The sequence below is a fragment of the Janthinobacterium sp. J1-1 genome (genome assembly GCF_030944405.1).
GTDB lineage: Bacteria > Pseudomonadota > Gammaproteobacteria > Burkholderiales > Burkholderiaceae_D > Janthinobacterium.
Map to the genome: position 1 here is coordinate 4,267,574 of NZ_CP132339.1, position 25,716 is coordinate 4,293,289.

At 64.9% G+C, this 25,716-nt stretch carries 26 protein-coding genes and 1 pseudogene; 17 read left to right on the plus strand and 10 right to left on the minus strand.

Translation table 11 applies throughout. From position 1 onward, the window contains the following. The first annotated feature begins 77 nt into the window (after positions 1–77). The 9 genes from mdcA to mdcH all read left to right on the plus strand — a co-directional run bounded on the left by mdcA (position 78) and on the right by mdcH (position 7,370). Positions 78–1,760 (plus strand): malonate decarboxylase subunit alpha, encoded by a 1,683-nt coding sequence (gene mdcA, locus Q8L25_RS19495; protein ID WP_308920953.1) that lies wholly within the window; start codon positions 78–80, stop codon positions 1,758–1,760. After that, on the plus strand, positions 1,760–2,623 hold the full coding sequence (locus Q8L25_RS19500) for a triphosphoribosyl-dephospho-CoA synthase (RefSeq protein ID WP_308920954.1): 864 nt from the start codon (positions 1,760–1,762) through the stop codon (positions 2,621–2,623). Before mdcA ends, Q8L25_RS19500 begins: the two co-directional genes overlap by 1 nt. Continuing rightward, positions 2,610–2,918, plus strand: a complete 309-nt coding sequence (locus Q8L25_RS19505; protein WP_308920955.1) for a malonate decarboxylase subunit delta — start codon at positions 2,610–2,612, stop codon at positions 2,916–2,918. Before Q8L25_RS19500 ends, Q8L25_RS19505 begins: the two co-directional genes overlap by 14 nt. Next, positions 2,915–3,769, plus strand: a complete 855-nt coding sequence (locus tag Q8L25_RS19510) for a biotin-independent malonate decarboxylase subunit beta (protein WP_308920956.1) — start codon at positions 2,915–2,917, stop codon at positions 3,767–3,769. The genes Q8L25_RS19505 and Q8L25_RS19510 overlap by 4 nt, the downstream gene beginning before the upstream one ends. Then, the gene (mdcE, locus tag Q8L25_RS19515; RefSeq protein ID WP_308920957.1) at positions 3,766–4,578 is read left to right on the plus strand and encodes a biotin-independent malonate decarboxylase subunit gamma; all 813 of its coding nucleotides are present in this window, start codon (positions 3,766–3,768) and stop codon (positions 4,576–4,578) included. Before Q8L25_RS19510 ends, mdcE begins: the two co-directional genes overlap by 4 nt. Before the next feature lie 64 nt (positions 4,579–4,642). Then, on the plus strand, positions 4,643–5,050 hold the full coding sequence (madL, locus tag Q8L25_RS19520; protein ID WP_308920958.1) for a malonate transporter subunit MadL: 408 nt from the start codon (positions 4,643–4,645) through the stop codon (positions 5,048–5,050). Next, the gene (madM, locus tag Q8L25_RS19525; RefSeq protein WP_308920959.1) at positions 5,043–5,807 is read left to right on the plus strand and encodes a malonate transporter subunit MadM; all 765 of its coding nucleotides are present in this window, start codon (positions 5,043–5,045) and stop codon (positions 5,805–5,807) included. The genes madL and madM overlap by 8 nt, the downstream gene beginning before the upstream one ends. Continuing rightward, entirely contained in the window at positions 5,807–6,427 is a 621-nt protein-coding gene (locus Q8L25_RS19530; RefSeq protein ID WP_308920960.1) for a malonate decarboxylase holo-ACP synthase, read from the plus strand. The genes madM and Q8L25_RS19530 overlap by 1 nt, the downstream gene beginning before the upstream one ends. 10 nt (positions 6,428–6,437) lie before the next feature. Beyond that, a complete protein-coding gene (gene mdcH, locus Q8L25_RS19535) occupies positions 6,438–7,370 on the plus strand; it encodes a malonate decarboxylase subunit epsilon (protein ID WP_308920961.1) in 933 nt (310 codons plus the stop codon). Positions 7,371–7,380: 10 nt separating this feature from the next. Here the strand turns inward: mdcH and Q8L25_RS19540 are convergent, their stop codons facing one another. Continuing rightward, positions 7,381–9,711 (minus strand): TonB-dependent receptor domain-containing protein, encoded by a 2,331-nt coding sequence (locus Q8L25_RS19540; RefSeq protein WP_308920962.1) that lies wholly within the window; start codon positions 9,709–9,711, stop codon positions 7,381–7,383. A 177-nt stretch (positions 9,712–9,888) separates the two neighbouring features. Beyond that, positions 9,889–11,148: a PepSY-associated TM helix domain-containing protein gene (locus tag Q8L25_RS19545; RefSeq protein ID WP_308920963.1), complete on the minus strand. Its 1,260-nt coding sequence runs from the start codon at positions 11,146–11,148 to the stop codon at positions 9,889–9,891. 221 nt (positions 11,149–11,369) lie between these two features. Between Q8L25_RS19545 and Q8L25_RS19550 the strand changes: the two genes are divergently transcribed. Genes Q8L25_RS19550 through Q8L25_RS19570 form a run of 5 tightly spaced genes read left to right on the plus strand, consistent with a single transcriptional unit; the run spans position 11,370 to position 16,222 of the window. After that, positions 11,370–12,200 carry an alpha/beta hydrolase gene (locus Q8L25_RS19550; RefSeq protein ID WP_308920964.1) on the plus strand — a complete coding sequence of 277 codons (831 nt, stop codon included), beginning with the start codon at positions 11,370–11,372 and terminating at the stop codon, positions 12,198–12,200. Positions 12,201–12,214: 14 nt separating this feature from the next. After that, positions 12,215–13,759, plus strand: a complete 1,545-nt coding sequence (locus tag Q8L25_RS19555; RefSeq protein ID WP_308920965.1) for an ATP-binding protein — start codon at positions 12,215–12,217, stop codon at positions 13,757–13,759. A gap of 16 nt (positions 13,760–13,775) precedes the next feature. After that, entirely contained in the window at positions 13,776–14,687 is a 912-nt protein-coding gene (locus Q8L25_RS19560) for a cupin-like domain-containing protein (RefSeq protein ID WP_308920966.1), read from the plus strand. A gap of 35 nt (positions 14,688–14,722) precedes the next feature. Beyond that, positions 14,723–15,724, plus strand: a complete 1,002-nt coding sequence (locus Q8L25_RS19565) for an alpha/beta hydrolase (RefSeq protein ID WP_308920967.1) — start codon at positions 14,723–14,725, stop codon at positions 15,722–15,724. A gap of 3 nt (positions 15,725–15,727) precedes the next feature. Continuing rightward, positions 15,728–16,222 (plus strand): HAD family hydrolase, encoded by a 495-nt coding sequence (locus Q8L25_RS19570; protein ID WP_308920968.1) that lies wholly within the window; start codon positions 15,728–15,730, stop codon positions 16,220–16,222. Positions 16,223–16,353: 131 nt separating this feature from the next. Here the strand turns inward: Q8L25_RS19570 and Q8L25_RS19575 are convergent, their stop codons facing one another. From Q8L25_RS19575 to Q8L25_RS19585, 3 genes and pseudogenes are all read right to left on the minus strand, one after another. Further along, positions 16,354–17,571, minus strand: a complete 1,218-nt coding sequence (locus tag Q8L25_RS19575) for an MFS transporter (RefSeq protein WP_308920969.1) — start codon at positions 17,569–17,571, stop codon at positions 16,354–16,356. Between the two features lie 188 nt (positions 17,572–17,759). Then, positions 17,760–18,176, minus strand: a complete 417-nt coding sequence (locus Q8L25_RS19580) for an SRPBCC family protein (RefSeq protein ID WP_308920970.1) — start codon at positions 18,174–18,176, stop codon at positions 17,760–17,762. 13 nt (positions 18,177–18,189) lie between these two features. Further along, positions 18,190–19,197: pseudogene (locus Q8L25_RS19585) on the minus strand (aldo/keto reductase). A 102-nt stretch (positions 19,198–19,299) separates the two neighbouring features. Between Q8L25_RS19585 and Q8L25_RS19590 the strand changes: the two are divergent. Then, positions 19,300–20,217 carry a LysR substrate-binding domain-containing protein gene (locus tag Q8L25_RS19590; protein ID WP_308920971.1) on the plus strand — a complete coding sequence of 306 codons (918 nt, stop codon included), beginning with the start codon at positions 19,300–19,302 and terminating at the stop codon, positions 20,215–20,217. Positions 20,218–20,234: 17 nt separating this feature from the next. Here Q8L25_RS19590 and Q8L25_RS19595 read toward each other — a convergent pair whose 3' ends face one another. Beyond that, positions 20,235–20,612 carry a cytochrome c gene (locus Q8L25_RS19595; protein ID WP_308925763.1) on the minus strand — a complete coding sequence of 126 codons (378 nt, stop codon included), beginning with the start codon at positions 20,610–20,612 and terminating at the stop codon, positions 20,235–20,237. An 84-nt stretch (positions 20,613–20,696) separates the two neighbouring features. Beyond that, positions 20,697–21,449, minus strand: coding sequence for a helix-turn-helix transcriptional regulator (locus Q8L25_RS19600; RefSeq protein WP_308920972.1), 753 nt, complete (start codon positions 21,447–21,449; stop codon positions 20,697–20,699). A gap of 92 nt (positions 21,450–21,541) precedes the next feature. On the opposite strand from Q8L25_RS19600, the gene Q8L25_RS19605 reads away from it, so the two are divergent. Further along, the gene (locus tag Q8L25_RS19605; protein ID WP_308920973.1) at positions 21,542–22,456 is read left to right on the plus strand and encodes an NADP-dependent oxidoreductase; all 915 of its coding nucleotides are present in this window, start codon (positions 21,542–21,544) and stop codon (positions 22,454–22,456) included. Between the two features lie 21 nt (positions 22,457–22,477). Here Q8L25_RS19605 and Q8L25_RS19610 read toward each other — a convergent pair whose 3' ends face one another. Continuing rightward, complete coding sequence (locus tag Q8L25_RS19610; protein WP_308920974.1) at positions 22,478–22,963, minus strand: DUF6328 family protein; 486 nt, start codon at positions 22,961–22,963, stop codon at positions 22,478–22,480. 76 nt (positions 22,964–23,039) lie between these two features. Beyond that, on the minus strand, positions 23,040–23,771 hold the full coding sequence (locus Q8L25_RS19615; RefSeq protein WP_308920975.1) for a hypothetical protein: 732 nt from the start codon (positions 23,769–23,771) through the stop codon (positions 23,040–23,042). A gap of 269 nt (positions 23,772–24,040) precedes the next feature. Between Q8L25_RS19615 and Q8L25_RS19620 the strand changes: the two genes are divergently transcribed. Next, entirely contained in the window at positions 24,041–24,475 is a 435-nt protein-coding gene (locus tag Q8L25_RS19620) for a YidB family protein (RefSeq protein ID WP_308920976.1), read from the plus strand. On the opposite strand, the gene Q8L25_RS19625 is transcribed toward Q8L25_RS19620, so the two are convergent. Continuing rightward, positions 24,476–25,576: a LacI family DNA-binding transcriptional regulator gene (locus tag Q8L25_RS19625; RefSeq protein WP_308920977.1), complete on the minus strand. Its 1,101-nt coding sequence runs from the start codon at positions 25,574–25,576 to the stop codon at positions 24,476–24,478. Positions 25,577–25,716 lie beyond the last annotated feature (140 nt).

Sequence of the window (25,716 nt, forward strand, 5' to 3'; positions counted from 1 at the left end):
ACATGGTAGCAGGTTGATTGAAGCGGGTCTGTCTTTCCCCTATCGTGGAAGCTCGATAGTCGACAAGGGGAGACACAATGTCCACCACCACCCAGGCGCCACCGCAGCGCAAAGAGGGAGGCAAGCGCTGGGATACGCGCCGCACCGAGAAGCGGCGCCGGCTCGATGCCGTGCGCCAGTTTGCCGATGGACCGGTATTGCGGCAGGGCGATATGGTCGCCGTGCTCGAAGCGCTGCTGGCGCCCGGCGACCGCGTTGTTTTGGAAGGCAACAACCAGAAGCAGGCGGATTTTCTGGCGCGCATGCTGGCCAAGGTCAATCCGGACAAGATTCACCACTTGCACCTGATTATGCCCAGCGTCAGCCTGCCCGAACACCTGGACCTGTTCGAACGCGGCATCGCCCGCAAGCTCGATTTCTCGTTCGCCGGCACGCAAAGCCTGCGCATTGCCCAGTTCCTGCAGGACGGTTTGCTGGAAGTGGGCGCCATCCACACCTATATCGAACTGTATGCGCGCCTGTTTGTCGACCTGACGCCAAACGTGGTGATGGTGGCCGGCTATATGGCCGACCGCCAGGGCAATCTGTACACGGGCCCCAGCACGGAGGACACGCCCACTTTGGTCGAATCGGCGGCCTTCCGCGACGGCATCGTGATCGCCCAGGTGAACCAGATCGTCGACGATGTGAGCGATTTGCCGCGGGTCGACGTGCCGGGGTCGTGGATCGACTTCGTGGTGGAAGCGGACAAGCCGTTTTTTATCGAACCCTTGTTTACCCGTGACCCGCGCGTGATCAAGCCGGTGCATGTGCTGATGGCGATGATGGCGATCCGCGGCGTCTACGAAAAACACCAGGTGCAGTCGCTCAATCACGGCATCGGCTTCAATACGGCCGCCATCGAACTGATACTGCCGACCTATGGCGAGCAGCTGGGCCTGAAGGGCAAGATCTGCCGCAACTGGGTGCTCAATCCGCATCCGACCCTGATTCCCGCCATCGAGACGGGCTGGGTCGAGAGCGTGCACTGCTTCGGCGCCGAACTGGGCATGGAAGGCTATGCGGCGGCGCGGCCCGATGTGTTCTTTACGGGCCGCGACGGCTCGATGCGCTCGAACCGCGCGCTGTGCCAGCTGGCCGGCCAGTATGCGGTCGACCTGTTTATCGGCGCCACCCTGCAGATGGATGGCCTGGGCAACTCGTCCACCGTCACCAATGGCCGCCTGGCCGGCTTTGGCGGCGCGCCGAATATGGGCCACGACCCGCATGGCCGGCGCCACCCGACGCCCGCCTGGCTGGACCTGATCGAAACCGACGATCCGCTGGCGCGCGGCAAAAAGCTGGTGGTGCAGATGGTGGAGACCTTCCAGGACGGCGGCCAGCCGACCATCGTCGAATCGCTCGATGCGGTGGCGGTCGGCAAGGCCAGCGGCATGCCGCTGGCGCCCGTGATGATCTATGGCGACGACGTCACCCACGTGCTGACCGAAGAGGGCATCGCCTACCTGTACAAAGCGCGTTCGCTCGATGAACGCAAGGCCATGCTGGCGGCGGTGGCTGGCGTCACGCCGATCGGCCTGCGCCACGATCCGAAGACCACGGCCAGATTGCGCAGCGACGGCCTGATCGCGCTGCCCGAGGATATCGGCGTGCAGCGCGGCGAGGCAAGCCGCTCGCTGCTGGCGGCGAAAAGCATCGCCGACCTGGTCGAATGGTCCGACGGCCTGTATCAACCGCCCGCCAAATTCAGGAGCTGGTAATGAACACCATGATGACAACGAAAACCACGGCGCTGGCGCGCCAGGTGCTGCAGGCGCTGCTCGACGAAGTGACGCTGACGCCCAAACCGGGCCTGGTCGACCTGCGCAGCCGTGGCGCGCACACGGATTTGAACTGGGCTTTGATGTGCCATTCGGCCTGCGCGCTGCAGCCGGTATTCCAGGCCATGGCCGATGCCGGTGCGGACAGCAGCGACGACGATGCGCTGCGCCAGCGTATCGGCGCCATTGGCCGCGAGGGCGAAGCGGTGATGATGGCGGCCACCGGCGGCGTCAATACCCATCGCGGCGCGATCTGGGCGCTGGGCCTGCTGGTGACGGCGGCGGCGCAATTGCAGGAGCGCGGTGACCCTTTGGTACCAACGGCGGTGGCGGCGCGGGCCGGCGCCCTGGCGCGCCTGACGGACCGCAGTGCACCGCTTGATACCGGCAACAAGGGCCAGCTGGCTTGCCGCCGGTATCACGTCGGTGGTGCGCGCGGCCAGGCGCTGGCCGGTTTTCCGCATGTGCTTGACGTGGCTTTGCCAACCCTGCGCGCTGCGCGGGCACGCGGCGACAACGACACCACGGCGCGGCTGAACGCCTTGCTGGCCATGGTCGCCAGCCTGGACGACACCTGCGTGCTGTCGCGCGGTGGCGTGGACGCTTTGCTGGCGGTGCAGGCCGGAGCAAGCCAGGTGCTGGCCGCTGGCGGCGCCGGCACGCGACAGGGCACCCAGGCGCTGCTGGCGCTGGAAGCGACGATGCTGGAACTGAATGTCTCGCCGGGCGGCGCGGCCGACCTGCTGGCGGCGACCCTGTTCCTCGATAGCCTGGAAGAAGGAGAACAGCATGGAAAAGCGTGACTATACATTTCCCGCCGGGCGGCCCGCAACAGGGCGCGCGCTGGCCGGCGTGGTCGGCTCGGGCGACCTGGAAGTGCTGCTGCAGCCGGGAGACGATGGCGTGACGCGCATCGTCGTCAACACCTCGGTCGACGGCAAGGGGGCCGTGTGGGACGCGCTGCTGGCGCGCGTGTTTACGGGCGAACTGCTGCCGGCGGCCAGCATCGTCATCAACGACTGCGGCGCCACGCCGGGCGTGGTGCGCATGCGGATCGAGCAGGCATACGAAGAACTTCAGGCGGGGAGGCCAGCATGAGCACCATCCAGGAACTTTTGCAGCGCGACAGTTTTATCGAACGCGGTGCGCGCAGCCGGGCCAGGGCCTTGCTGGATGCGGGCAGCATGCGTGAACTGCTGGACCCGTTCTGCGGCATCGGCTCGCCGTGGCTGCCGCAGCAGGGCGTGACGGCCCAGGCCGATGATGGCGTGGTGGTGGCCAAGGGCCTGTTTGACGGCCAGCCGGCGGTGGTGCTGGCGATCGAAGGCGGCTACCAGGGCGGCAGCATGGGCGAAGTCGGTGGCGCGAAGATCGCCGGCGCGCTGGAACTGGCGGCGCGCGATAACCGCAACGGTATTGCTACGCGCGCCGTGATCCTGTTCGAGACGGGCGGCGTGCGCCTGCAGGAAGCCAACCTGGGCCTGGCCGCGATTGCCGAAATCCAGGCGGCCATCGTCGACCTGCGGCGCTACCAGCCGGTGATCGGCATTACCGCCGGCACGGTCGGCTGCTATGGCGGCATGTCGATCGCGGCGGGCCTGTGCAGCTATCTGGTGGTGACGCGCGAGGCGCGACTGGGCCTGAATGGCCCGGCGGTGATCGAGCAGGAGGCCGGCGTGACGGAATTCGATTCGCGCAACAAGCCATTTATCTGGAGTCTGACGGGTGGCGAGCAGCGCTTTCATACCGGCCTGGCCGACGCTTACGTCGAGGACGACACGGCGCAGATCCGCGCCACGCTGGCCGAACTGTTCGTACGCGGCGTGCCCCAACAGTACCGCAGCGGCCAGGCCGAGCATTTCCTGGCGCGCCTGTCTGAAGTCGACGCCACCGTGCAAGCCACGCCCGACGCCGTGCGCACCATCTACAGCAAAGGAGCCGCATCATGAACAGCACCACAGACACCAGCCGCGGCGCCATCTGGCTGGCCGCCTTGACCGGTCACGCCACGCCGCTGGGCGATTATCCGCCGTCGGTGCGGGTGGTCGACGCGCCGCTGGCGGAGAGCACCGCGCGCTATATCGCCGTGCTGCCTGACCCCGACAACCGTTTTACGCGCGCACGCACCGGCGAGATCGGCCTGGTCGAAGGCTGGCAGCTGGCGCGCGCGGTACAACAGGTGGTGGAAGCTGACCACGATCAGCCGGTCAAGCGGCCGATTGTCGCCGTGATCGACGTCGCCAGCCAGGCCTATGGCCGGCGCGAGGAAGCCTACGGCATCCACCAGGCGCTGGCCGGCGCGGCGGGGGCGTATGCCGAAGCGCGGCTGGCCGGCCACCCGGTGATCGGCCTGATCGTCGGCAAGGCCATGTCGGGCGCTTTCCTGGCGCACGGCTACCAGGCCAACCGCCTGATCGCATTTGACGATCCGCAGGTGATGGTGCATGCCATGGGCAAGGTGTCGGCGGCGCGCATCACCTTGCGCACGGTGGAAGCGCTCGAAGCGCTGGCGGCGACGATACCGCCGATGGCTTATGACATCGGCAATTACGCGAGCCTGGGCCTGCTGTGGCGGACTTTGACAGTGGCGCGGCCCGATGCGCCATCGCAGGACGACGTGGCGCAGGTGGCGGCCAGCCTGCGGGCGGCGCTGGCCGATATCCGTCTTGACCCCGAGCGGGGCCTGGCCAGCCGGCTGGGCGCGCCGCACCGCCAGGCCTCGGCCAGGGTCAGGGAGGTGCTTGAGCAGCAGTGGTAAGAGCATTGGTAACAAAAGAGAAGACGCATAAGTCATTCCTCATTCCTATAACGGAGACAGTACCATGATCATTTACGGAACCGCACTACTGGCCTTGTGCCATTTGCTCGGCATCTTCCTGGGCGACCTGCTCGGGCAGCTGATGGGCGTGAAAACCAATGTCGGCGGGGTTGGCATTGCGATGCTGCTGCTGATCTGCGCGCGGCTGTACATGCAGCGGCGCGAGTGGATGCCGCAGATGACCGAGCGTGGCGTCGAATACTGGGGCGCCATGTATATTCCGGTGGTGGTCGCCATGGCGGCCCAGCAGGATGTGGTGGCGGCGCTGCGCGGCGGACCGGTCGCCTTGCTGGCCGCCATCGGCTCGGTCATCATCTGCGCGGGCGTGATTTCGCTGATCAACCGTGCCGAAAATCCGGCTGCGGTCGCTGCCGCCGAAGCAGCCATGTCCAAGGAGGTGCGTCATGCTTGAGATCTTTGAAAAAGCCGCCATCCATAACGGCCTGGTGACCGCTTTCGCGTTTGTTGGCCTGATCATGCTGCTGTCGGTGGCGCTGTCCAAATACCTGACCATGGGCCGCGTGCATGGCTCGGCGATCGCCATCGTGATCGGCCTGGGGCTGGCCTACTGGGGCGGCATCCATAGCGGCGGCCACAAGGGCCTGGCTGACCTGTCGCTGTTCGGCGGCATCGGCCTGATGGGCGGCGCCATGCTGCGCGACTTCGCCATCGTCGCCACCGCCTTCGAAGTGCAGGCCACCGAGGCGCGCAAGGCGGGCCTGATCGGCGTGGTGGCGCTGCTGCTGGGCGTGGTGCTGCCGTTCCTGGTCGGTGCCGGCGTGGCCTATGCGTTTGGTTACTCGGACGCCGTCAGCATGACCACCATCGGCGCCGGCGCCGTGACGTACATCGTCGGCCCCGTCACGGGAGCGGCCATCGGCGCCAGTTCCGACGTGATGGCGCTCAGCATCGCGGCGGGCCTGATCAAGGCCATCCTGGTGATGGTGGGCACACCGGCCGCCGCGCGCTTCCTGCGCTTGAAAACGCCGCGTTCGGCGATGGTGTTCGGCGGCCTGGCCGGCACTGTTTCCGGCGTGTCGGCCGGCCTGGCCGCCACCGACCGCCGGCTGGTGCCGTATGGCGCGCTGGTGGCGACTTTTCATACGGGCCTGGGCTGTCTGCTGGGACCATCGCTGCTGTTCTTTGCCGTCAAGGCGGTGGTGGCCTGATGCACGGCTACCGGGCGCATGATCTGCTGTGGCTGGACGCCATGCCGGACGAAATGGCATTGCCGCCCTGGGCGACAGCCGCCTGGCTGCGGCAGGCGCCGCTGGTGGTGCGCCGCGCCACGACGGCGCCGGGCCGCCTGCCGGTGGGCTTGCGCGGCCCGGCGCGCAGCGAGCGCCATGCTTGCGAGATCGACGTGGCCAGTGTGCTGCGCCGCGTGACACCCGAGATGCTGTCGGCCCGCGTCGCCGCCATGCCGCCCGATGCCATCCAATGTGCAGCGCTGGCCGCCTTGCGCACGGTGGCGCCACTGCTGGACGCCACCGGCTGGGCCTGGGGGCCGACCGGCGGCGTCGGCTTCGCGCTGGCCAGCGGCCTGCCCGTGCTGCACGTCGACAGCGACCTGGACCTGGTGCTGCGCATCGCGCAACCTCCCGATGCGGCGCAGTCCGATGCCTTGCGGGCGATTGCGGCCAGCGTCACCGGCTGCCGTCTGGACCTGCAGATCGATACTGGCCATGGCGGGTTTGCGTACGCGGAATGGGCGGCAGGACGCGGCAAGGTCCTGCTAAAAACGGACCGGGGGCCGCTGCTGACGGCCACGCCATGGGAGCCTGTATGAGTATGCTGTCATGAGCGTCCTGTTTACTTTTCCCGGCCAGGGTGCCCAGCGCCCCGGCATGCTGCATGCGCTGCCCGGCGATGCGGCGGTGGCGGCCACGCTGGCGCAAGCGGCCGACGTATTGCGACACGATCCTCTGCTGCTCGATACGACAGCGGCGCTGGCCTCGACGCGGGCCGTGCAACTGTGCCTGCTGATCGCCGGCGTGGCCATGGCGCGCTTTTTAGCCGCTTGTGGCGCCGTGCCCGATATGGTGGCCGGCTTCTCGATCGGCGAATATCCGGCGGCGGTGGTGGCCGGCGCCCTCGATTTTGGCGACGCCGTGCGGCTGGTGGCGCAGCGTGGCCAGTTGATGGAGGAAGCCTATCCCAGCGGCTATGGCATGGCGGCGATTATAGGGCTGGAACTGGCGCAACTGGAACCGCTGGTGGCCGGCGTGCACACCGCCGAACAACCGGTGTATGTGGCCAACCTGAACGCGCGGCGCCAGATCGCCATTGCCGGCAGCGACGCCGGTTTGCAGGCCGTCATGGTCCTGGCCTTGGCTCATGGCGCCAGCAAGGCCGAACGCCTGGCCGTCAGCGTGCCCTCGCATAGCCCGCTGTTCGATGGCGCCGCCGCGCAGTTGCGCGCCGATTTCGACCAGGTAACGGTGCGCCGGCCGCAGCTGGCGTATTTGAGCAGCAGCGCCGCGCGCACCCTGTTCGATCCGGAGCGCATCCGTGACAGCCTGGCCTCGAACATGGCGCGCCGCGTGCATTGGGCCGATACGGTACGCCTGGCCTGGGAGAGGGGGGCGCGGCTGGCGGTGGAAATGCCGCCCGGTAGCGTGCTGACGCGGCTGACGGCGCCCGAGTTCGGCGAAGGCGTGGCGGTGTGCTGCGACGGCCAGCGCGCCGAGAGCTTGCTGGCGCTAATAGACAAGCAGCATGGCGGCGCCTGAGAGGCGAAGATCAGATCTTGCCCGTCACCCCCAGCTGGAAGCCCCGGCCCGGCAAGGGTGCGATATATTTCAGCGGTGAATTGTGTGGCCGGGCGTCTTGATCGAGCAGGTTGGAGGCGCTGACGAATACCTCGATCTCCTTCACGCTCGAGTTGGGCAACTGGAAGGCGCGGCTGAGCTGGAAGCTGACCATGGTGTAGCCATCGAGCGGGATTTCGTCGCTGACGCTCTTGCCCAGGTACTGTTGCTTGTCGTAGCGGGTGCCGGACAGATTCGCCTTCCAGCCCTGGTTTTCCCACAGCAGATTGGCGCCATAGCGGTTGGTGGGCATGTTCGGCAGGTATTCGCCATCGTTGTGGGCGCGCAGCGAGTCCGGATTGTCCGCCTTGTTCTTGACCAGGTCGGCAAACGCAGAGAGAGCCAGCTTGCCGTAGCCGCCCAGGTCCAGCGCCTGCGATGCGTCGACCTCGAAGCCCTTGACCGTGGTGTCGGTCTGCTTCCAGTACTTTAACGGCAGGCGGTTCGCGGTTTGCAGGCCCGAATGGCCAAGGTAGAGGTAGTTTGCGTACTTCATGCTATAGGCGGTGGCCGACGCCTTGAAGCCGCGGTTGCCGAACAATATGGTGAACTCGGTCGTTTTGGCACGTTCCGCTTTCAGCTTCTGGTCGCCTTCTTCCTGGGTCATGATGGAATAGTGGCGGTTGCTGGCATACAGCTCGTTGACCTCGGGCGCGCGCTGCGACGATGAATAGCGCAGTTTGGCGCCGAACAGCCGGCCAAGCTCGGTTGAAGCCCCCAGGTTGTAGCTGTTCAGGTTGAAGTCACGGTCTTCGAGCCTGGAATTTTTCGCATTCCTGGAAGTCTTGAAGGCACTGCTCTGTATCTCGTGCTGCACTTTTTCATGACGGAAACCGGCGTCGAACGAGGCCCAGGCGAAGTCCAGGTTCTGCTTGACGAACATGGCGCTGCTGGTCGTGTTCACGTCCGGCAGGTACAGCTGCGAGCCGCTGCCGGTGATCTCCCTGGCTTGATAGTTCACGCCAAGCAGGCCGCTCAAGGGCCCCGCGCGCCGTTGCGCCAGCAGCAGTTCGGCCTGGTTCGTGTCGAACTGGTAGTCGTTTGCCTTGGTGGCGCCCAGGCGTTCGCCCGACCCATTGTTCAGGCGCGAGACGCGCAATTGCGCGCTTTCAATATACGGTACGGGCTCAAGCAGCTTGGCTTCCAGCGCATATTTATCCTGCCTGATCACGACGCCGACCGGCATCCCTTGCGCATAGTTAGAACCGAAGGACAGGTTTTCCATGGAAAAGCCCGGCACGCCGTACTTGCTTTCCTTGCTGTCGACACTGGCCGCGACGTAGCCCCCGTCGAAAAAGTAGGTCGTGCCCACCGCAAAGTGGGCATTGCTGGAATAGCTGTTGCCCAAAGTGCCATGGTAGTCGGGCGTCACATCGCGGTTGATCTTGTTCTGCACCGTGGTGGGCGTGCCCGGAACGTAAGCCGGGTTGACGGGATTGACATAGGTCTTGCGCTGCCAGACCGAGGTCGGGTTATTGGTATAGAAGGAAAAATCGCCGTCCGCCCAGTCCGGATTTTCCGTCATGAACTGGTCGATATACGGCTGCGACGACTTGTTGTAGACCTGCTGGATGCGCGCTTCCTTCTGGCAGCTGTCGGCCAGGAAGGTGTTGACGCCACCCTTGGCGGGGAACAGCTGACCGTTGCACACCGATGCTTTGCTGTTGCCGGGAATAGTGTAATGCGAGATTTTCTGGAACGACAGCTGCACATTCGTCGAGAAGTGATTCTGGTCGTTGAAGTTCAGGCGCAGGCCCTGGGCATCGGCGTTGTTGAACCCCTTGCGCAGCACCAGCTCCACTTCTTTTTCCTTGTCTTCCATCTTCCTGGAAACGAGGCCGGAATCGACGTCGACGCTGCCGCCGATCGCATTGCCGCCGAAGCGCACGCTATCGGACGATTTGTTCACGGTGGCGCTGCGCACGAACAGCGGATCGAACGGAATATTGATGTCGCCGCTGAGCGCATTCATGCCCATTATCGACTGGCCGTCTTCCAGGATCTGCACCCGGTTGCCGGACAGGCTGCGGATGACCGGCGCGCCGGCATTCGGCCCGAAGGCGCTGCTTTGCACGCCCGAGACATGTTCCAGCATGCCGCCCAGTGTTCCGTTCTGGGCCTGTTTGTTTTCGACCACCACCACGCTGTCGATGTTTGAGGGCCGCTCGGCCTGGATATTGATGGTCTGCAGGGTGACCTCGTCCGAGGCGTAAGCGTATTGGAAAGTGGACAGGATGGCAGCTGCAAGTACGTGAAGGCGCATTGATTACTCTGGAAGTGGAAGAGGGAGTCGGTTTAAATGCAAATTAGTTGCATTTAAAATGCAATAGTAGTCGATGCGCAATATTATTGCAAGGCAATTGCATTTGGATGAGTGCCGCCGATTGGCGAGGGGGGGGGCGGCAAGCCGCGAATGCGGCCTGCCGGTGGACTTGCTTGCTTACGCGGGTTTCAACAGCTTTTTCGCCTGCAGCCGGCGCGAGCGGCGCTTGCGTTCCCAGATCACGATGCCGGTGACCGACAGCATGGCCACCATCACGCCCATGAAGGACATCAGGATGCGCCCCGGCATGCCGAGGATGCGGCCCGAATGCAGTGGAAACTGCAGCTGCACGAAGACGTCGGCGGCCGTGCCTTCCCAAGGCTTGTGCTGGCCGATGATGCTGCCGTTCATGCCATCGACATACAGGTTGGACAAGCCCATGCCGGCCGTGCCGAATTCGTCGGCCGGATCAAAAAACGACACGTTGTAGAAGGAATAGTCGCCGCCATAATAGATGCCGCCGATCGGCGAGGTGATGCCGCGCTGGACAGCTTCTTTTTTCGCAATCGCGACCGCCTGCTCGAAGCCGACCACCGGTTTGACATAGGTGCCGAACGGCGCCGGCGTCTGGGTTTCATATGGTCCTGGCGTGGTTTTCGAGACCAGTGACATGACCGGGTAAAACACTTCGCGGTACAGGTTCAGCGAGAACGAGGTAAAGGCGACGACGATGATGATGCCCCAGACCCACAGGCCGCCCGCGCGGTGCAGGTCGAAATTGAGCTTGTAGCCGCCGGCCGCCCAGCGCAGCAGCCAGGACGGCTTCCAGCGCTGCCACCAGGTGGCGGGGCTGCGGTGTGGCGCCGTGTCGTCGAGTGCGCGGGCGCGCAGGCGGCGTGGCGTGGTGAGGTAGAACGCCACCACGCTGTCGAGCAGCCAGACCAGCGCGACGGCGCCCATCAGCCAGTAGCCCCAGCGGTCCGTGCCCCAGAAAGCCGGCACGTGCAGGCTGTAATGCAGGTGGCGCAGGAAGGGCATCAGGCTGCGGCGCGACAGGGAAATCGCGGTCGAGTCGCGCGTGCCGGTGATCTGCGCCGTGACTGGGTCCACGTACACCGTGTTGTAGTCGAGCACGAAAGGCTTGCCGGTGGCCGGATCGGTCAAGGGGCGCACCAGGAACTGCGCCGCATGGCCTTCTTCCAGCCCCAGGGTGATGTAATTGACTTCCACGCGCGGATCGGCGGCGGCCACTTTTTCGGCCAGCACGAAGGGCTGTTGCAGCGGGCCGCGGCCCGGTGTTTCCATGATGTCGGCATTGAGCCATTCGTCGAGCTCATGGTCCCACGAGGTGACGGCGCCGGTCAGGCCGGCGACGATCAGGAACAGGGCGACAGTGAGGCCGGCCCAGCGGTGTACAACGGTCCAGAAAGCGCGCATGCGGTAGCAGTCTTCAGAAACACGGGCGTGTCGCGGGCAGCGCCCGGAAGCGGGCCGCGCTGACTGAACGCATGTGAAATTATTAATGGGAATCGTTCTCATTATCCGCTGTGACGCTTTGTTTGGCAAGGAACCTTGGCATTGCCATCCGCGGGCGGCCCCATGTTAAGATGCCAGCGAGGATATGGCCCTCTTTACAGTCAACATAAGGCGAGACCGGCATGCGTATCGAGCAGCGCAACAATATCCGCATCAACCAAGCCGCCAACCCGGCCGATGGCGCCCCCATCGCCACCATCGTCTTCGCGCATGGCTTCGGCTGCGACCAGACCATGTGGCGCTACCTTGAGCCGATGTTCCGCGACCGCTACCGCACGGTGCTGTTCGACCTGGTCGGCAGCGGCGGCTCGGATTTGACCGCTTATGATTTCGACAGTTACACCAGCCTGCAGGCGCATGCGGACGATTTGCTGCAAGTGGTCAAGGCGGTGAGCGATGGGCCGGTGATCTGCATCGGCCACTCCGTCAGTTCCATGACGGCCTTGCTGGCCTCGATCGCCGAACCGCAGCGTTTTGCCGCGCAGATCATGCTGGCGCCGTCGCCCTGTTATGTCGACGATCCCGACGCAGGCTATTACGGCGGCTTTTCGCGCGCCGATATCGACGACCTGCTGGGCGCCATGGACAGCAACTACCTGGGCTGGGCCAGCACCATGGCGCCGGTCATCATGGGCACGCCCGGCCAGCCCGCGCTGGGTGAGGAACTGGCCCACAGCTTTTGCCGCACCGACCCGAACATCGCCCTGCATTTTGCGCGCACCACCTTTTTGTCCGACCACCGCGCCGACCTGCCGCGCAACACCACGCCGGCGCTGATCGTGCAATGCGATGACGATTTCATTGCGCCCATGCCGGTCGGCGACTACCTGCGCGCCAACCTGCCGCACAGCACCCTGCAAGTGATCGAGAACATGGGCCATTGCCCGCACATGAGCGCGCCGCAGGCATGCCATGCGCCGATCCGCGCCTTTCTCGATGGCCTGCATCTCTGAAGCGACGCCGCCCAGTGACTTTCCTGCCTGATGCCGAGACCCTGTTCCAGCACGCCGCCTGCGGCTTGCTGCTGTGCGCCGAAGACGGCGTCATCCTCAAGGCAAACGCCACCTTCTGCGGCTGGCTCGGCTATGCGGAACACGAACTGGTCAGTGAAAAAAAGCTGCAGGACCTCTTGACCATCGGCGGGCGCGTGTTTCACCAGACCCACTGGCGCCCGCTGATGCAGATGCAGGGCAGCGTATCGGAAGTGCTGCTCGACGTGCGCCAGCGCCAGGGCGACAAGCTGCCGATGCTGTTCAACGCCGTGCGGCGCGAGCATGGCGGCGTGCGCTACGATGAAATCGCCGTGTTTGTCGCCACCGACCGCCGCAAGTACGAGCAGCATCTGCAACTGGCGCGCAGCGACGCCAGCGCCCTCAATGCCCGGCTGGCGCAAGCCGACCGGCGCAAGGACGAATTCCTGGCCACCCTGGCGCACGAGTTGCGCAATCCGCTGGCCCCCATGCGCAATGTGCTCGAGGTGCTGAACCTGGCGCAGCTCGACGATCCGCAATTGAACTGGGCGCGCGATGTGCTGGGGCGCCAGGTCAGCCACATGACCCACCTGGTGGACGACCTGATGGAAGTGTCGCGCATCACCCAAGGCCGGATGGAATTGCGCCGCCAGAGCGTGGAACTGGCGCCGGTGCTGGAGATGGCGCTGCACAGCGTGGCCAGCCTGGCGGACAAGGCTGGCCATACGGTGCAGGTAGAGCAGCCCGACGAACCCATCTGGCTCGATGCGGATTCCACGCGGCTGTCGCAGATGATCGCCAACCTGCTGACCAACGCCGTCAAGTACACGCCGGCCCGGGGCCATATCTGGCTCGGCGTCGCGCGCAGTGGCGGCGAAGTCGTGATTACCGTGCGCGACTCCGGCATCGGCATCGCGCCCGAGCACCTGCTGACGGTGTTCGACATGTTTTCACAGCTGGAACCGGCCCTGTCGCGCGCCCAGGGCGGCCTCGGCATCGGCCTGTCGCTGGTGCGCGGCCTGGCCCAGCTGCATGGCGGCAGCGTGAGCGCGCGCAGCGCCGGCGTGGGGCAGGGCAGCACATTCGAATTGCGCCTGCCGCTGCCGGCCGCGCCGCCGGTCGTCGCCGAACCGCCGGCCAGCCGCCAGCTGCAGGCCGGCACGCGGGTTGGCAAGGTACTCGTGATCGACGACAATGCCGACGCGGCCGACACCCTGGCAATGGCGCTCGAGATCCTCGGCTATGAAGTGGGCACGGTCTATGATGGCCCGTCCGGCCTCACCCTGGCCGCCGCCTTCGCGCCGGATGTGGTGCTGCTCGATATCGGCCTGCCGCAGATGAATGGCTACGAGGTGGCGCGCCATCTGCGCGGCCAGCCTTGCGGCCGTGACGCCATCCTGGTGGCGGTGACCGGCTGGGGCCAGGACAAGGACCGCCAGCTGGCCTCGGATGCGGGCTTCGACCTGCACCTGACCAAGCCGGTCGACTTTGTCGAGCTTGATGCGGTATTGCAAAAGATGCTGGCCGCGAGGCCGGCCTGAATCACCTTTCAAGAATATGTCGATAGAAAAAACGCCTTTGCAGCAACGCTTGCCACCGCGCAGTGCCATCCCCTCCACCCCCGAAGCAATGCTGGCCAAAAAGCAGGCGCGTGAACAAAAAGACGCGCAGGTGCGCGGCGTGCCGTCCATCGACGCCATGCGCGAGGCCATCAAGCGCGCCGCGCGCACCTTGCCGGCGATTACCGACGTGCCGCGCGTGGGGCCGCTGGACGCCGCCCGTTTCCGCGCGCTGGCCGCGCAAGGCCTGCCGTTCCTGATGACGGGTGTGGTGAAACGCTGGCCTTTGTGCCAGCTGACGCCGCAAACCCTGCGCGAACGCTACAGCCATTTGCCGGTGCGCGCGCGCGTGGGCGACTATGTCAATACCGCGTTCGCGCCCGACCGGGCGATGCAGGACATGTCGATGCTGGACTACCTGGACCTGGTGGCGCAGGGTGTCCATGAGCTGCCGCCCTACCTGGGCAACCTGGAACTGCGCGAACTGAACAGCCTGTGCCATTGGCCCGCGTATTTCGACAAGATCGGCCCGCCGCGCTACTGGCTGGGTCCTGCCGGCACCGTCACGCCGCTGCACTGCGACTATGACGACAATCTGTTCGCGCAGATCTGGGGCAGCAAGCGCATCATTTTATCGCCGCCGCATCACGACGAATTCCTGTATCCGCGCGAAGCGAACGCGATTTTGTTCGGCTCGCCGTTCGATCCCGAAGCGCCCGACTACGAGCGCTTTCCGCTGGCGCGCCAGGCCACCATGATCGAATGCCTGGTCGAAGCGGGCGACATGCTGTACGTGCCGGCCGGCTGGTACCACCAGGTCAGGTCGCTGGCGTTTTCGCTGTCGTCGAACCGCTGGGCCAGGGCCGTGCCGTTCGCCTTGCGCGGCGACGCCGCGTTCGACATCGGTTAGACTGGCTGTTCGCCATTTTCCGGGAGCACTCAACGATGCCGCGTCGTCTTTCCACCCTGGCCAGCCTGCTGCTGGCCGCCGCCTTCTCGCCGGCCCATGCCGCCACCACCTACGGGCCGGAGCTGCAGGGTTTCAGCTATCCACACCCTGTCCAGCACTACAAGTTTGTCTCGCAGGGCGAGCAGCTGCAGATGGCGTACATGGATGTGGCGCCGACCGGAAAGGCCAATGGCAGGACGGCCGTGCTGATGCACGGCAAGAATTTTTGCGGCGCCACCTGGGACAGCCAGATCACGGCCCTGCGCGGCGCCGGCTACCGCGTGATCGCGCCGGACCAGATCGGCTTTTGCGCGTCCAGCAAGCCGGCCCATTATCAATACACCTTCCAGCAGCTGGCCGTCAATACGGCCGGCCTGCTGAAACAGGCGGGCGTGAGCCGCGCCGTGCTGGTGGCCCATTCGACGGGCGGCATGCTGGCCACGCGCTACGCGCTGATGTACCCGCAGGCCGTGTCGCAGCTGGTGATGGTCAACCCGATCGGGCTGGAAGACTGGAAGGCGCTGGGCGTACCGTACCGCACGGTCGACCAGTGGAACGAGCGCGAACTCAAACTGACGGCCGACAGCGTGCGTTCCTATGAAAAAGCGACCTATTACGGCGGGCGCTGGAAACCGGAATACGAACGCTGGGTCGACATGCTGGCCGGCCTGAACGCGGGGCCGGGCAAGCAGCTGGTGGCCTGGAATTCGGCGCTGATCTACGACATGATCTTCACCCAGCCGGTCATCTACGAGTTCCCGAAACTGACCGTGCCCACCGTGCTGATGATAGGCGACGCCGACACCACCGCGATCGGCAGCGATATCGCGCCGCCCGAGGTCAAGGCAAAACTGGGCAAGTATGCGGTGCTGGGCAAGGAGGCCGCCGCCCTGATACCGGGCAGCCGCCTGATCGTGTTCCCGGGCATGGGCCATGCGCCGCAGATGGAGGAGCCGCAGGAATTCAACCGGCAGTTGCTGAAAGCGATGGAAGAGTAATCAATGACGCGCAAACTGCTGATCTTCGACCTGGACGAAACGCTGGTGCATGCGAGCACGGCGCAGCTTGCGCAGGCTGCAGACTTTGCATGCGGCCCGTATCTTGTCTACCAGCGCCCGTATCTGCATGAGCTGCTGCGGGCCATGCAACCGTATTACGACTTTGCGGTGTGGTCGTCTTCGTCGCGCGCCTATGTCGATGCGGTGGTGGCGCAGGTTTTTGGCAGCGAATTCGAACTGAAATTTGCCTGGTCGGTCGAGCGCTGCGTGCAGCGCGTCGACGTGCAGGCAAATGGCTATGTGTATATCAAGGACTTGCGCAAGGTGCAGGGCCAGGGGTATGCGGTGGAGGACATTACGATGCTGGATGACTCGCCAGAAAAGATCGCGCGCCAGCCGCGCAATCATTTCAGAGTAAAGCCCTACCTGGGCCAGCTTGATGACAGGGAATTGCTGGTGGTTGCGGAGGAATTGCTGCGCCGTAGGCACATCGCGTAGGTCGGATTAGCGTAGCGTAATCCGACAACATTGTTGGCCAGGCCGCTGGTGTCTGTCGGATCACGCGCTTGCGCGCCTGGGCGGCCCCGCTAATCCGACCTGCCGAAGCCACCCGACCTACGTAAAATCGTTCAAGCCGGCTGCACGCCCGCCAGATTGCGGCTGCGGTTTTCCACCATCACCGAAATGCCCAGCACGACGATGCCGCCGCAGGCCAGCAGGGCGCCGACCCAGCCGGTCGACTGCAGGCCCGCGCCCATGGCGATCGCGATGCCGCCGGCCCAGGCGCCCAGGGCGTTGGCGATATTGAAGGCCGAGTGGTTCAGGGCGGCGGCCACGGTCTGCGCGTCGCCGGCCACGTCCATCAGGCGGGTCTGCACGGCTGGCGCGACCGCGATGCCGGCGCCGATGGCGAACAGGTTGATCGCCGTCAGCCAGACATTGGTGGTGGTGTAGCTGAAGGCGACCAGGGCCACCACGTTCCATACCAGCACGCCGAAGATGGTCCACAGGCGCGAGCGGTCGGCCAGCCAGCCGCCGACCATGTTACCGACCGTCATGCCGATACCGATCACGGCCAGCAGGATCGAGATCACCAGTGGCGAGACCTTGGTGATTTCCGTCAGGGTTGGGGTAATGAAGGTGTAGACGGCGAACATGCCGCCGAAACCGATCGCCACCATCAGCAGGGTCAGCCACACTTGCAGACGGCGGAAGACGCCCAGTTCACGGCGCGGGCTCGAATCGCCGGCCGCTACTTTCGGCACGAAAATGCGCATCATCAGCATGGTCAGGAGGCCCAGCGCGGCGACCAGCAAAAAGGCCGGGCGCCAGCCCATGGTCTGGCCGATATACGTGGCCAGCGGCACGCCGAAGATATTGGCCACCGTCAGGCCCATCAGCACGCGGGCGACGGCCTGGCCGCGCCGGTCCGGTTCGGCCATGGCCGCGGCCACCAGCGCCGCCACGCCAAAGAAGGCGCCGTGCGGAATGCCGGCCACGAAGCGGGCCACCACCAGCAGGCCGTAGTTGGGTGCGATCGCGCTCAGCAAGTTGCCGCCGGCGAACATCAGCATCAAGCAGATCAGCATCAGCCGGCGCGGCATGCGCGCGAGGAAGATCGTGATCAGCGGTGCGCCGACCACCACGCCCAGCGCATAGGCGCTGATCATATGACTCATTTCCGGCAGGGTGGTGCCCAGGTCATTCGCCACCACGGGCAGGATGCTCATGGAGGCGAATTCGCCGGTGCCGATCGCCAGGCCGCCGATGGCCAGGGCCAGGTCGGCATAGCCAGCGCCAAAAGGCGCATTAACGCGCGGTATGAATGAGTCTGCGGAAGCGTGCATGTTCTAAGGTTCGGTAAGGGGTGGAGACGGGAGGGAGTGGCGCGCCCGGGTTCTGGTTGCCACAAGCGTTATTGTATTGGATACGGGCCGGCTCTGCAGGCGGCGGCATAAAAATGCTGCGCCGCACACCACAGCGGGCGGGGCGCGTCGCCTTCGGTGGCAACGTGCCCCGCCTGTTTTGTACCGGCTTATTGCGTCAAGGTCTGCTGCAGCGCAGAGAGACCATCGCTATAAATGCCGTGAAACAGGGCCGCGACCTCGTCATCGCTGACGCCGACCGGCGTGAATTGCCCCGACCAGGTGACCCGGCTCCCGCTTCCGCCATCGATGCCATCGACCTGCAAGGTAGACAGATAATCGGTGGCGGGAAACGGCGCCTGCAGGATGGAATAGCTGTAGCTGCGCGCCGCATGGTCGTACTTTTCCAGCCGCTCGACGATGGCTTCGCCGGCCGGATTGGCCAGGTGGCGCACGCTGCCGCCTTCGCTGAGCGTGCTGGCGGGGATATACGGCAGCCAGTCCGGCAGCGAGTTGAAACCCTTGATCAGATTCCACACCCGATCCGGGGTGGCGTCGATCTCGATGGAAGTGGTGGTGCTGGCCATGAGTGGCTCCTGATCAGATAGGCAGTGGCGCGTTGGCGGCCACCAGTTGTTCGGCGCGCATCTCCTGCCAGAAGGCGGCGGGGATCACGCTGTTCAGGGCTGCCATGTCTTCGGCCAGGCGGCCAGGGCGGCTGGCGCCGGGAATCACGGCGGCCACGGCCGGATTGGCCAGCGAGAATTGCAGGGCGGCGGCCTTGACGCTGACGCCGTGGCGCGCGGCAATCGCCTTGATGCGTTCGACCTTGGCGATGATTTCGGGCGAGGCCTGCTGGTATTCGAAATGGCTGCCGCCGGCCAGGATGCCCGAGCTGTAGGGGCCGCCAACGACGATGTCGACGTTCTGCAGTGCCGCCTCCGGCATCAATCGCTGCAGGGCACGTTCATGGTCGAGCAGGGTGTAACGACCGGCCAGCAGGAAGCCGTCCGGCTGGGCTTCGGCCAGGCCCAGGGTCAGTTCCAGCGGTTCCACTTTGTTCACGCCGATGCCCCAGGCCTTGATCACCCCTTCTTCGCGCAGGCGGGTCAGCACGCGGAAGGCGCCGGTGCGGGCGATTTCGAATTGCGCCAGCCAGTTGTCGCCATGGAAGTCCTGGGCAATATCGTGCACCTAGACGATGTCGAGCCGGTCCGTATCGAGGCGTTTCAGACTGTCTTCGATCGAGCGCAGGGTGGCGTCGGCCGAATAGTCATCGACGATCTTGTTCGGGCGGCCGAATTCGAACAGCCCGCCTTTTTCGCCCAGTTCGCGGCTGGCCGGGTCTTCCACTTCGTCCAGGATCAATCGGCCGACCTTGGTGCTCAGCACATAGTCGTCGCGGCGGTGTTTTTTCAGGGCCGCGCCCAGGCGCAGTTCGGCCAGGCCGGCGCCATAGAAGGGGGCGGTATCGAAGTAGCGGATGCCGCTGTCCCAGGCCGCGTCGACGGTGGCCAGCGCTTCGTCTTCCGGAATATTGCGGAACATATTGCCCAGCGGTGCGGTGCCAAAGCCCAGTTTGCCAGTCAGCAGGTGTTTGATGCTCATGATGTTTTCCTTGAAGGTGTTGGGTAGTGCAATCAGAATAGCTGGACAAGTTAAGCCTGTCCAAGACATAATTTGCGCAACTTAAGTCTTTGAAGGTCTGATATGCTTGATATCCGCCAGTTGCAATACTTCGTCGCCGTGGCCGAGGAAGAACACGTTGGGCGCGCCGCCGAGCGTTTGCATATTTCGCAGTCTCCGCTGAGCCGGCAGATCGCGCAACTGGAAGACAAACTGGGCTTGACCCTGTTCGAACGCAATGCCCAGCGCATCCGCCTGACGCGCGATGGCCGCACGTTCCTGGCCGAAACGCAGGCGTTCCTGACGCATGGCAACCGGCTCGAAGCGCTGGCCAGGCGCCTCGGCAGGGGTGACGAGGGCGGCCTGTGTATCGGCTATATCGAAAACGCCATGCATTCGGGCGTGCTGCCGGACGGCTTGCGGGCGCTGCGCCTGACCCGGCCCGCCGTCCATATCGCGCTCTACAATATGCATTCGGCCGAACAGGTGGAAGGCTTGCGCCAGCGCAGCCTCGATATCGCGCTGCTGTGCGAGCCACCGCTGCCGGGCGACCCCGATCTTGATTGCGCACAAGTGCTGAGCGATCCGATGCTGCTGGCCATGCCGGAAACGCATGCGCTGGCGAGCAAGGAAAACCTGACGCCGGAAGACCTGGCGGGCCAGGAATGGATCGCCGTGCTGCACAAGGAAAGCGCGCTGAAACACGATAATTTCGTGGCCGCCTGCGCCCGCGCCGGTTTTACGCCCGATATCCGCATGGAGGCGACCGAACCTCTGACGGCCCTGGGCTTGGTGGCGGCGGGGCTGGGCATGGCCATGATCCAGCACAGCCTGCGCCAGCATGCGCCGGCCGGCGTGGTGCTGCGCGCCTTGCCCTGGTTCGCTTATCGCACGCCGCTGTGGGCCGCCTGGCACAAGGTCAACCTGCGCCCGCTGGTGGGCATCTTCCGTGCAACCTTGCTGGCGCAAGCCGGCGTCGACAGTGCGGCGGCCGAGGCCTGAACCGGCGTATCCCGATCTCAGCGGTTTTTTAAAATCACGCCGCTCATGTAGTCATTGAGATCGCGAAAATCCTTCACCCTCCACGCATAGGGCGCCAGCTTGACGCCATTCTCTTTCAGCGTGCGCGGTATCAGGTCGCCATTCGGACGCAGTATCACCGACGAAACGATCACGCCCGGATATTCCTGCAGCCGTTTTTTGAATGCGGATGTCGTCAGGTCGGGTGTGCGGGGAGTGCTTTTATTTGCCAATGGTCCGCTTCCCCTGATATCGGCGCCGTGGCACACGGCACATCGCTGCACATACAGATTTTTGCCGTTGAGATTCTCCGCGAACGATGGCGATGAGTTAATGAGCGATAAGATTCCCAGTGTGGCGATCAATACTGTCTTCATTGTGGTCGTTGATTTCTGAATAATTCCAATGGCCGCCATCCTACTTCCGGGCGCCCTGGCTTGCAAGGGTCGCCTGCAGCGGATTCATTGCCCGGCCGGCCCAAGAAATTGCGTCGGCGTCATGGCCGTGACCTGCCGGAAGGCGCTTGAAAACGCGGCCGTGCTGGAAAAGCCGAACTCGGTGGATACGCGGGCGATCGGCGTGCCCCGGGCCAGGCTGTCCATCGCCTGCACGATGCGCGCCCGCTGCCGCCAGGCCTTGAAGGTCAGCCCGGTTTCTTTCGGGAACAGCCGGCTGACGCTGCGCACCGAGGTCGCCGCGCGCGCGCTCAGTTCGTGCAGGCCCAGCAGTTGTTGCCGGTCGGCGAGCACAACCTCGGCCATGCGCCGCCCGACCGCGCTCGCCGGCAGCGGCAGGAACGTCGGCGCATGGGCCGTTTCGGTCAGCTCGTGCAACATCAGCCTGACGATCAGCTCGGCCTTGGCCGCGCCGATACCGTCCGCCATCGCTGCCGTGAGCAGGGAGCGCAGCAGCGGCGTGACGCGCAGCGCGAACGGCCGGTCGACGGCGATCGGGGGCGCCCACGCGCCGACCATCGCCGGCTGCCACTGCACCATCCACAATCGGGCATCGGACAGTACCTCCAGCCTGTGCGAGGTGCCCGCGGGTATCCAGACGGCCAGCTGCGAGGGCACCAGCCAGCGCCCTTCAGGCGTATGAATCTGCACCATGCCTGCGGCGGCATAGATCAGTTGCGCCTCGTCGTGGGCGTGCATGGGCAAACCCATGCCGCGCCGCTTGCTGCCGCGATGGATGGTGAAAGCGGGTTCCTGCATGGATTGGCCTTTGTGCGATGTGGACAGGCGTTACATCGTGTAGCGCCTGGTCTACCATTGTCTTGTATCACCAAAACAAGTCAAGGATAAACATGAAAGCAATCATCATCAACGAATACGGCGACAACCACGTGGTGCAGCTGGTGGACGCGGTTCGTCCCGAACCCAAGGCTGGGCAATTGCTGGTCAAGGTGCATGCGGCCGGCGTGAATCCGCTCGACTGGAAGATCCGCGATGGCGCGGGTCAGCGCATGGGCATGACCCTGCCGATCGGCCTGGGCAGCGAGATGGCCGGCACCGTCGAACAGCTGGGCGAGGGCGTCGGCGATTTGAAAGTGGGCGATGCCGTGTTTGGCATTATCCGCTCGGGCGGTTTTGCCGAGTATGCCATTGCCAGGGCCGGCGAGATGGCGCTCAAACCGCCCAACCTGGACTTCATCGAGGCGGCGGCCGTGCCGCTGGGCGCCCTGACGGCATGGCAGGCGATGTTCGGACTGGCCGGCTTGAAGCCTGGACAGCGCCTGTTCATCACCAACGCTTCGGGGGGAGTCGGCGCGCTGGCGGTGCAAATCGCCAAATCGATCGGCGCGCATGTCACGGCCATGGCATCGAGCGCGAACGAAGCGTATGTGCGCGGCCTGGGCGCCGACGCATTCGTCGGTCACGACCGGCAGCTGTTCGAGGACGTCGTGCGCGAGATGGATGTGGTGTTCGACACGGTCGGCGGCGACATTTTCCAGCGCGCCTTTGCGAGCCTCAAAAAGGGTGGTTTCATGGTGACGGCGGTCGCGTTTCCCCAGGATGAGGCGCGGCAGCATGGCGTCGGCGTGGCGCGCGTGTTGTGCAAGGCCGACGCCGCGCAGCTGGCGGCCATCCGCATGCTGGTGGAAGCGGGCCAGCTCAAGGCGAAAGTGGGCGCGGTACTGCCGCTTGGCCATATCCGCGAAGCGCTGGCGCTGGTGCGGGCGGGGAGTACGCGTGGCAAGGTGGTGCTGCAAATCGCCTGAGCTGCAGGCCTGGCCGCCAGCTCAGATCGTCGTGCGGTGCCGCAAGTACATTGGCATCCACCACCACATGGCCATGATCAGCGTGCCGATGATGGCGCAGGCGACGATGCCGGCCACCTGGCCGAACACTTCCGAGATGACCAGGTTGGTACCCAGGGTAAATGCGAAGGCCAGCGACAGGGCGCCGGCCATCATGATGCGGTCGGCCACGCGCTTGAAGCGCTCGCGGTCGTTCAGTGGCCGCATGATGCGGTGCTGGATGGCGGGCGCGCTCAGCAGCACCAGGCTGGTCATGGACAGGAAGAAGGTGGCCAGGAAGACGATTTTTTCCGCCTGCACGATTTTCGCAAAGCCGCCGTTGAATGGCAGGATGATCAGAAAGGCCGTGAGCATCTGCGCGCCGGGCAGCAGGATGCGCAGCTCGCTGAGCAGGTCGGACAGGTCGCCGCTGTCGCTCGCGTCCTGCTGTTCCTTCTGGTCCCGCTCGGTATCGATATTGTTGACCATGTTGCGACTATCCCGCTTGCTGTAAAAATGCCAGTCTAGGCCGGATCGCAGGCCCCGACTGTGGGCGTGCGCACATTCAGAACCATTGTTGCCAGCGCTGCGGTGTGCGCAAGGCGAATTCGCGCAGGCGCTGCAAGGGATTCGAGACCATCGCTTGCGCGCTCCGGCTGGCGTCGTGGCCACAGTTGCCGCAGTAATGGCGCCGGTGCGCTTCCTGCGCGAAGTCGCCCAGGTCCAGGTGCGGATGGCCGCAGCGGCCACAGTCGCTGCAACCCAGCGGCGCACCTTGTTGCAGCGCCTGCACGTAGGCCAGCGCGGCCGGTGGCGTGATATTGATCTGCACCACAGACGGATGAAACAGGCCCGGCAGGGCGCGGCAGTCGATCGCCAGCGCCATCGCGGTGCGTACCAGCAGGGCGCCGCCATCGTCGGACCTGGCCTGCAAGTGCAGCAGGCCATCGTCGCCCAGGCTCAGGCTGCTGGCGTGATGGCGGGCCGGATCGAACACTTCCGGGTACAGCAGATAGCCCATCGGGCTGTCATGCAGCTTGCATTGCCGCCGGCCGGACGCCTCCAGTTGCGCCAGGTCGGCGTTGACGCCCCAGTAGCACTGGTGGGTGCGGCACCACTGGCGTGGCGCGCCGTTGCGAAATTTTCCGGCGTCGACCAGCTCGCATTGCACGATGGCATCGCTTCCCGCACCGGCCTTGAAGTGCCCGGTGATGCTTTGCGTGGTGACGGCGATATGCCCCACCGTTGCTTGCAGGGGCCAGCTGATGCCGGGCAGGGTCAGGGGAGGCATGGCCATCAGCGTGCTTCCTTGGGGAGATTGAGCGGGGCCGGGAAAAAGGCGCCCGCCTGCCAGCGGCGATCAGCCCTGCGTTCCAGCAAGAGAAAGTCGGCGACGGTAGCGGCCATGGCGCATCCCCCAATGAAGTCGTGGCGAAAAAGGCCATCATAGTATTTTTTCAAGGGGCGTGGCGCACGGGCACGAGGAAAGGCGCCGCCGGACGCAGTACAATCATGCGGGGCAGGGACGTTCCCTGCCGCGCACATGGCTGACATAGGGAGAAAATCATGGGTTTGTTTGATCAACTGGCAGGACAGGCCATCGATATGCTGGGGAACAAGGGAGACGTGGCGGGCGCGGCGGCAGGAGGCCAGTCGGGCTTGCTGGCCAGCGTGATGGACTTGATCAACCAGCATGGCGGCTTGGCGGGCCTGCTGCAGAAATTCCAGGAAAGCGGCTTGCAGGACCAGGTGGCCAGCTGGATCGGCACGGGTGCGAACGCGTCGGTGTCGGGCGAGCAGGTGCAAGGGGCGCTCGGTGCGGACACCATCAGCCAGATCGCCGCGAAACTGGGCCTGCCGCAGGATGCGGCCTCGGGCGGCCTGGCGGCGCTGCTGCCGCAACTGATCGATCATCTGACGCCGAACGGCCAGGTGCCGGAAGGCAATGACCTGATGGCGCAGGGCTTGAATTTGCTGAAGGGCAAGTTTTTCGGACAATAATCAGGCGGCCCGCAGGCCCAGCTGCTGGCCCGGATAGCCGGGCTCGCCGCTAAGGCGGGCCGTGCTGCCTTCGATCAGGCAGGAAACATACTGCCGCCGTTCCGCCGCGCCGGGCCGCCGTTCCATCAACTGCAGCAGCATGGCGACGGCATCGGCGGCCATTTTTTGCGTCGGCTGGCGCAGGGTGGTGACGTCATAGCTGAGCCAGCCCGACGCCTCCAGCGCGTCGAAGCCGGCCACCGACATGTTCAACGGCACTTGTATGCCCAGCAAATGGCGTGCCGTGTCGAGGCAGCCGATGGCCATGATGTCGTTGCCGCAGATAACCGCGTCCGGCACCCGGCCTAGGCGGTCGATAATCTTGCGCAAGCCCTGGCCGCCGCTGGCGTAATCATAATTGCCGCTGACCACCACCGGCAACGGCAGGCCCAGTTCCAGCAAGCGCTCGACCATGCCGGACTTGCGTTCCTGGGCCGTGGTCGAGTCGCCGGGGCCGTCGATCATGGCGAACTGGCGGTGGCCGGCCTCGGCCAGGCGCGACACCAGCAGGCGCGCCGCCTCGGCCTGGTCGCACAGCACGGCATGCACGGCATGGCCGCGCGGGCAGCGGTTGTACAGCACCAGCGGCACTTCGCGCCGCGCGAATTCGGCCAATTGCTCGTCAGACAGCCAGGCCGCCACGATGGCGCCATCGACCTGGTATTGCCAGACATCGCACAAGACCTTGCCGACGTCGGCCTCGCGTTCCAGTGTAAACAGCAGCAAGCGCTTGCCCTGGCGCGCGATCTGCTCGCTCAGGTCGGACAGTACTTGAGGGTAATACAGATTGGCCAGGTTGGAGACGATCACGGCCACCAGGTTGGAGCGGCGCGTCGACAGGCTGCGCGCGGCCGCGTTCGGAATATAGTCGAGCGCGGTGGCCGCCTGCATCACCTTGGCGTGGGTGGTGGGCGAGACGCTGGCGCCCGGCTTGAAGCTGCGCGACACGGCCGATTGCGAGACGCCGGCCAGCAGCGCCACGTCATAGGAGGTGACCCGGCGCGCGGCGCCATCGACGGGGCCGCTGCCGGCCCGGCTTTCAACTGCAGTCTGTTTTCGCATGGGATCCTGGCTCGCCACCTGTCTCGGGTAGTCTTGCGGTCCTGGCCGCGCCAAGTGCGGGGCGGCCGGGTCGGACGGTGAGCATAGCGCAGAAGATTGCTTCTTGGCAAGACTGTTTCTTTTGTATACGGCAAAATTAT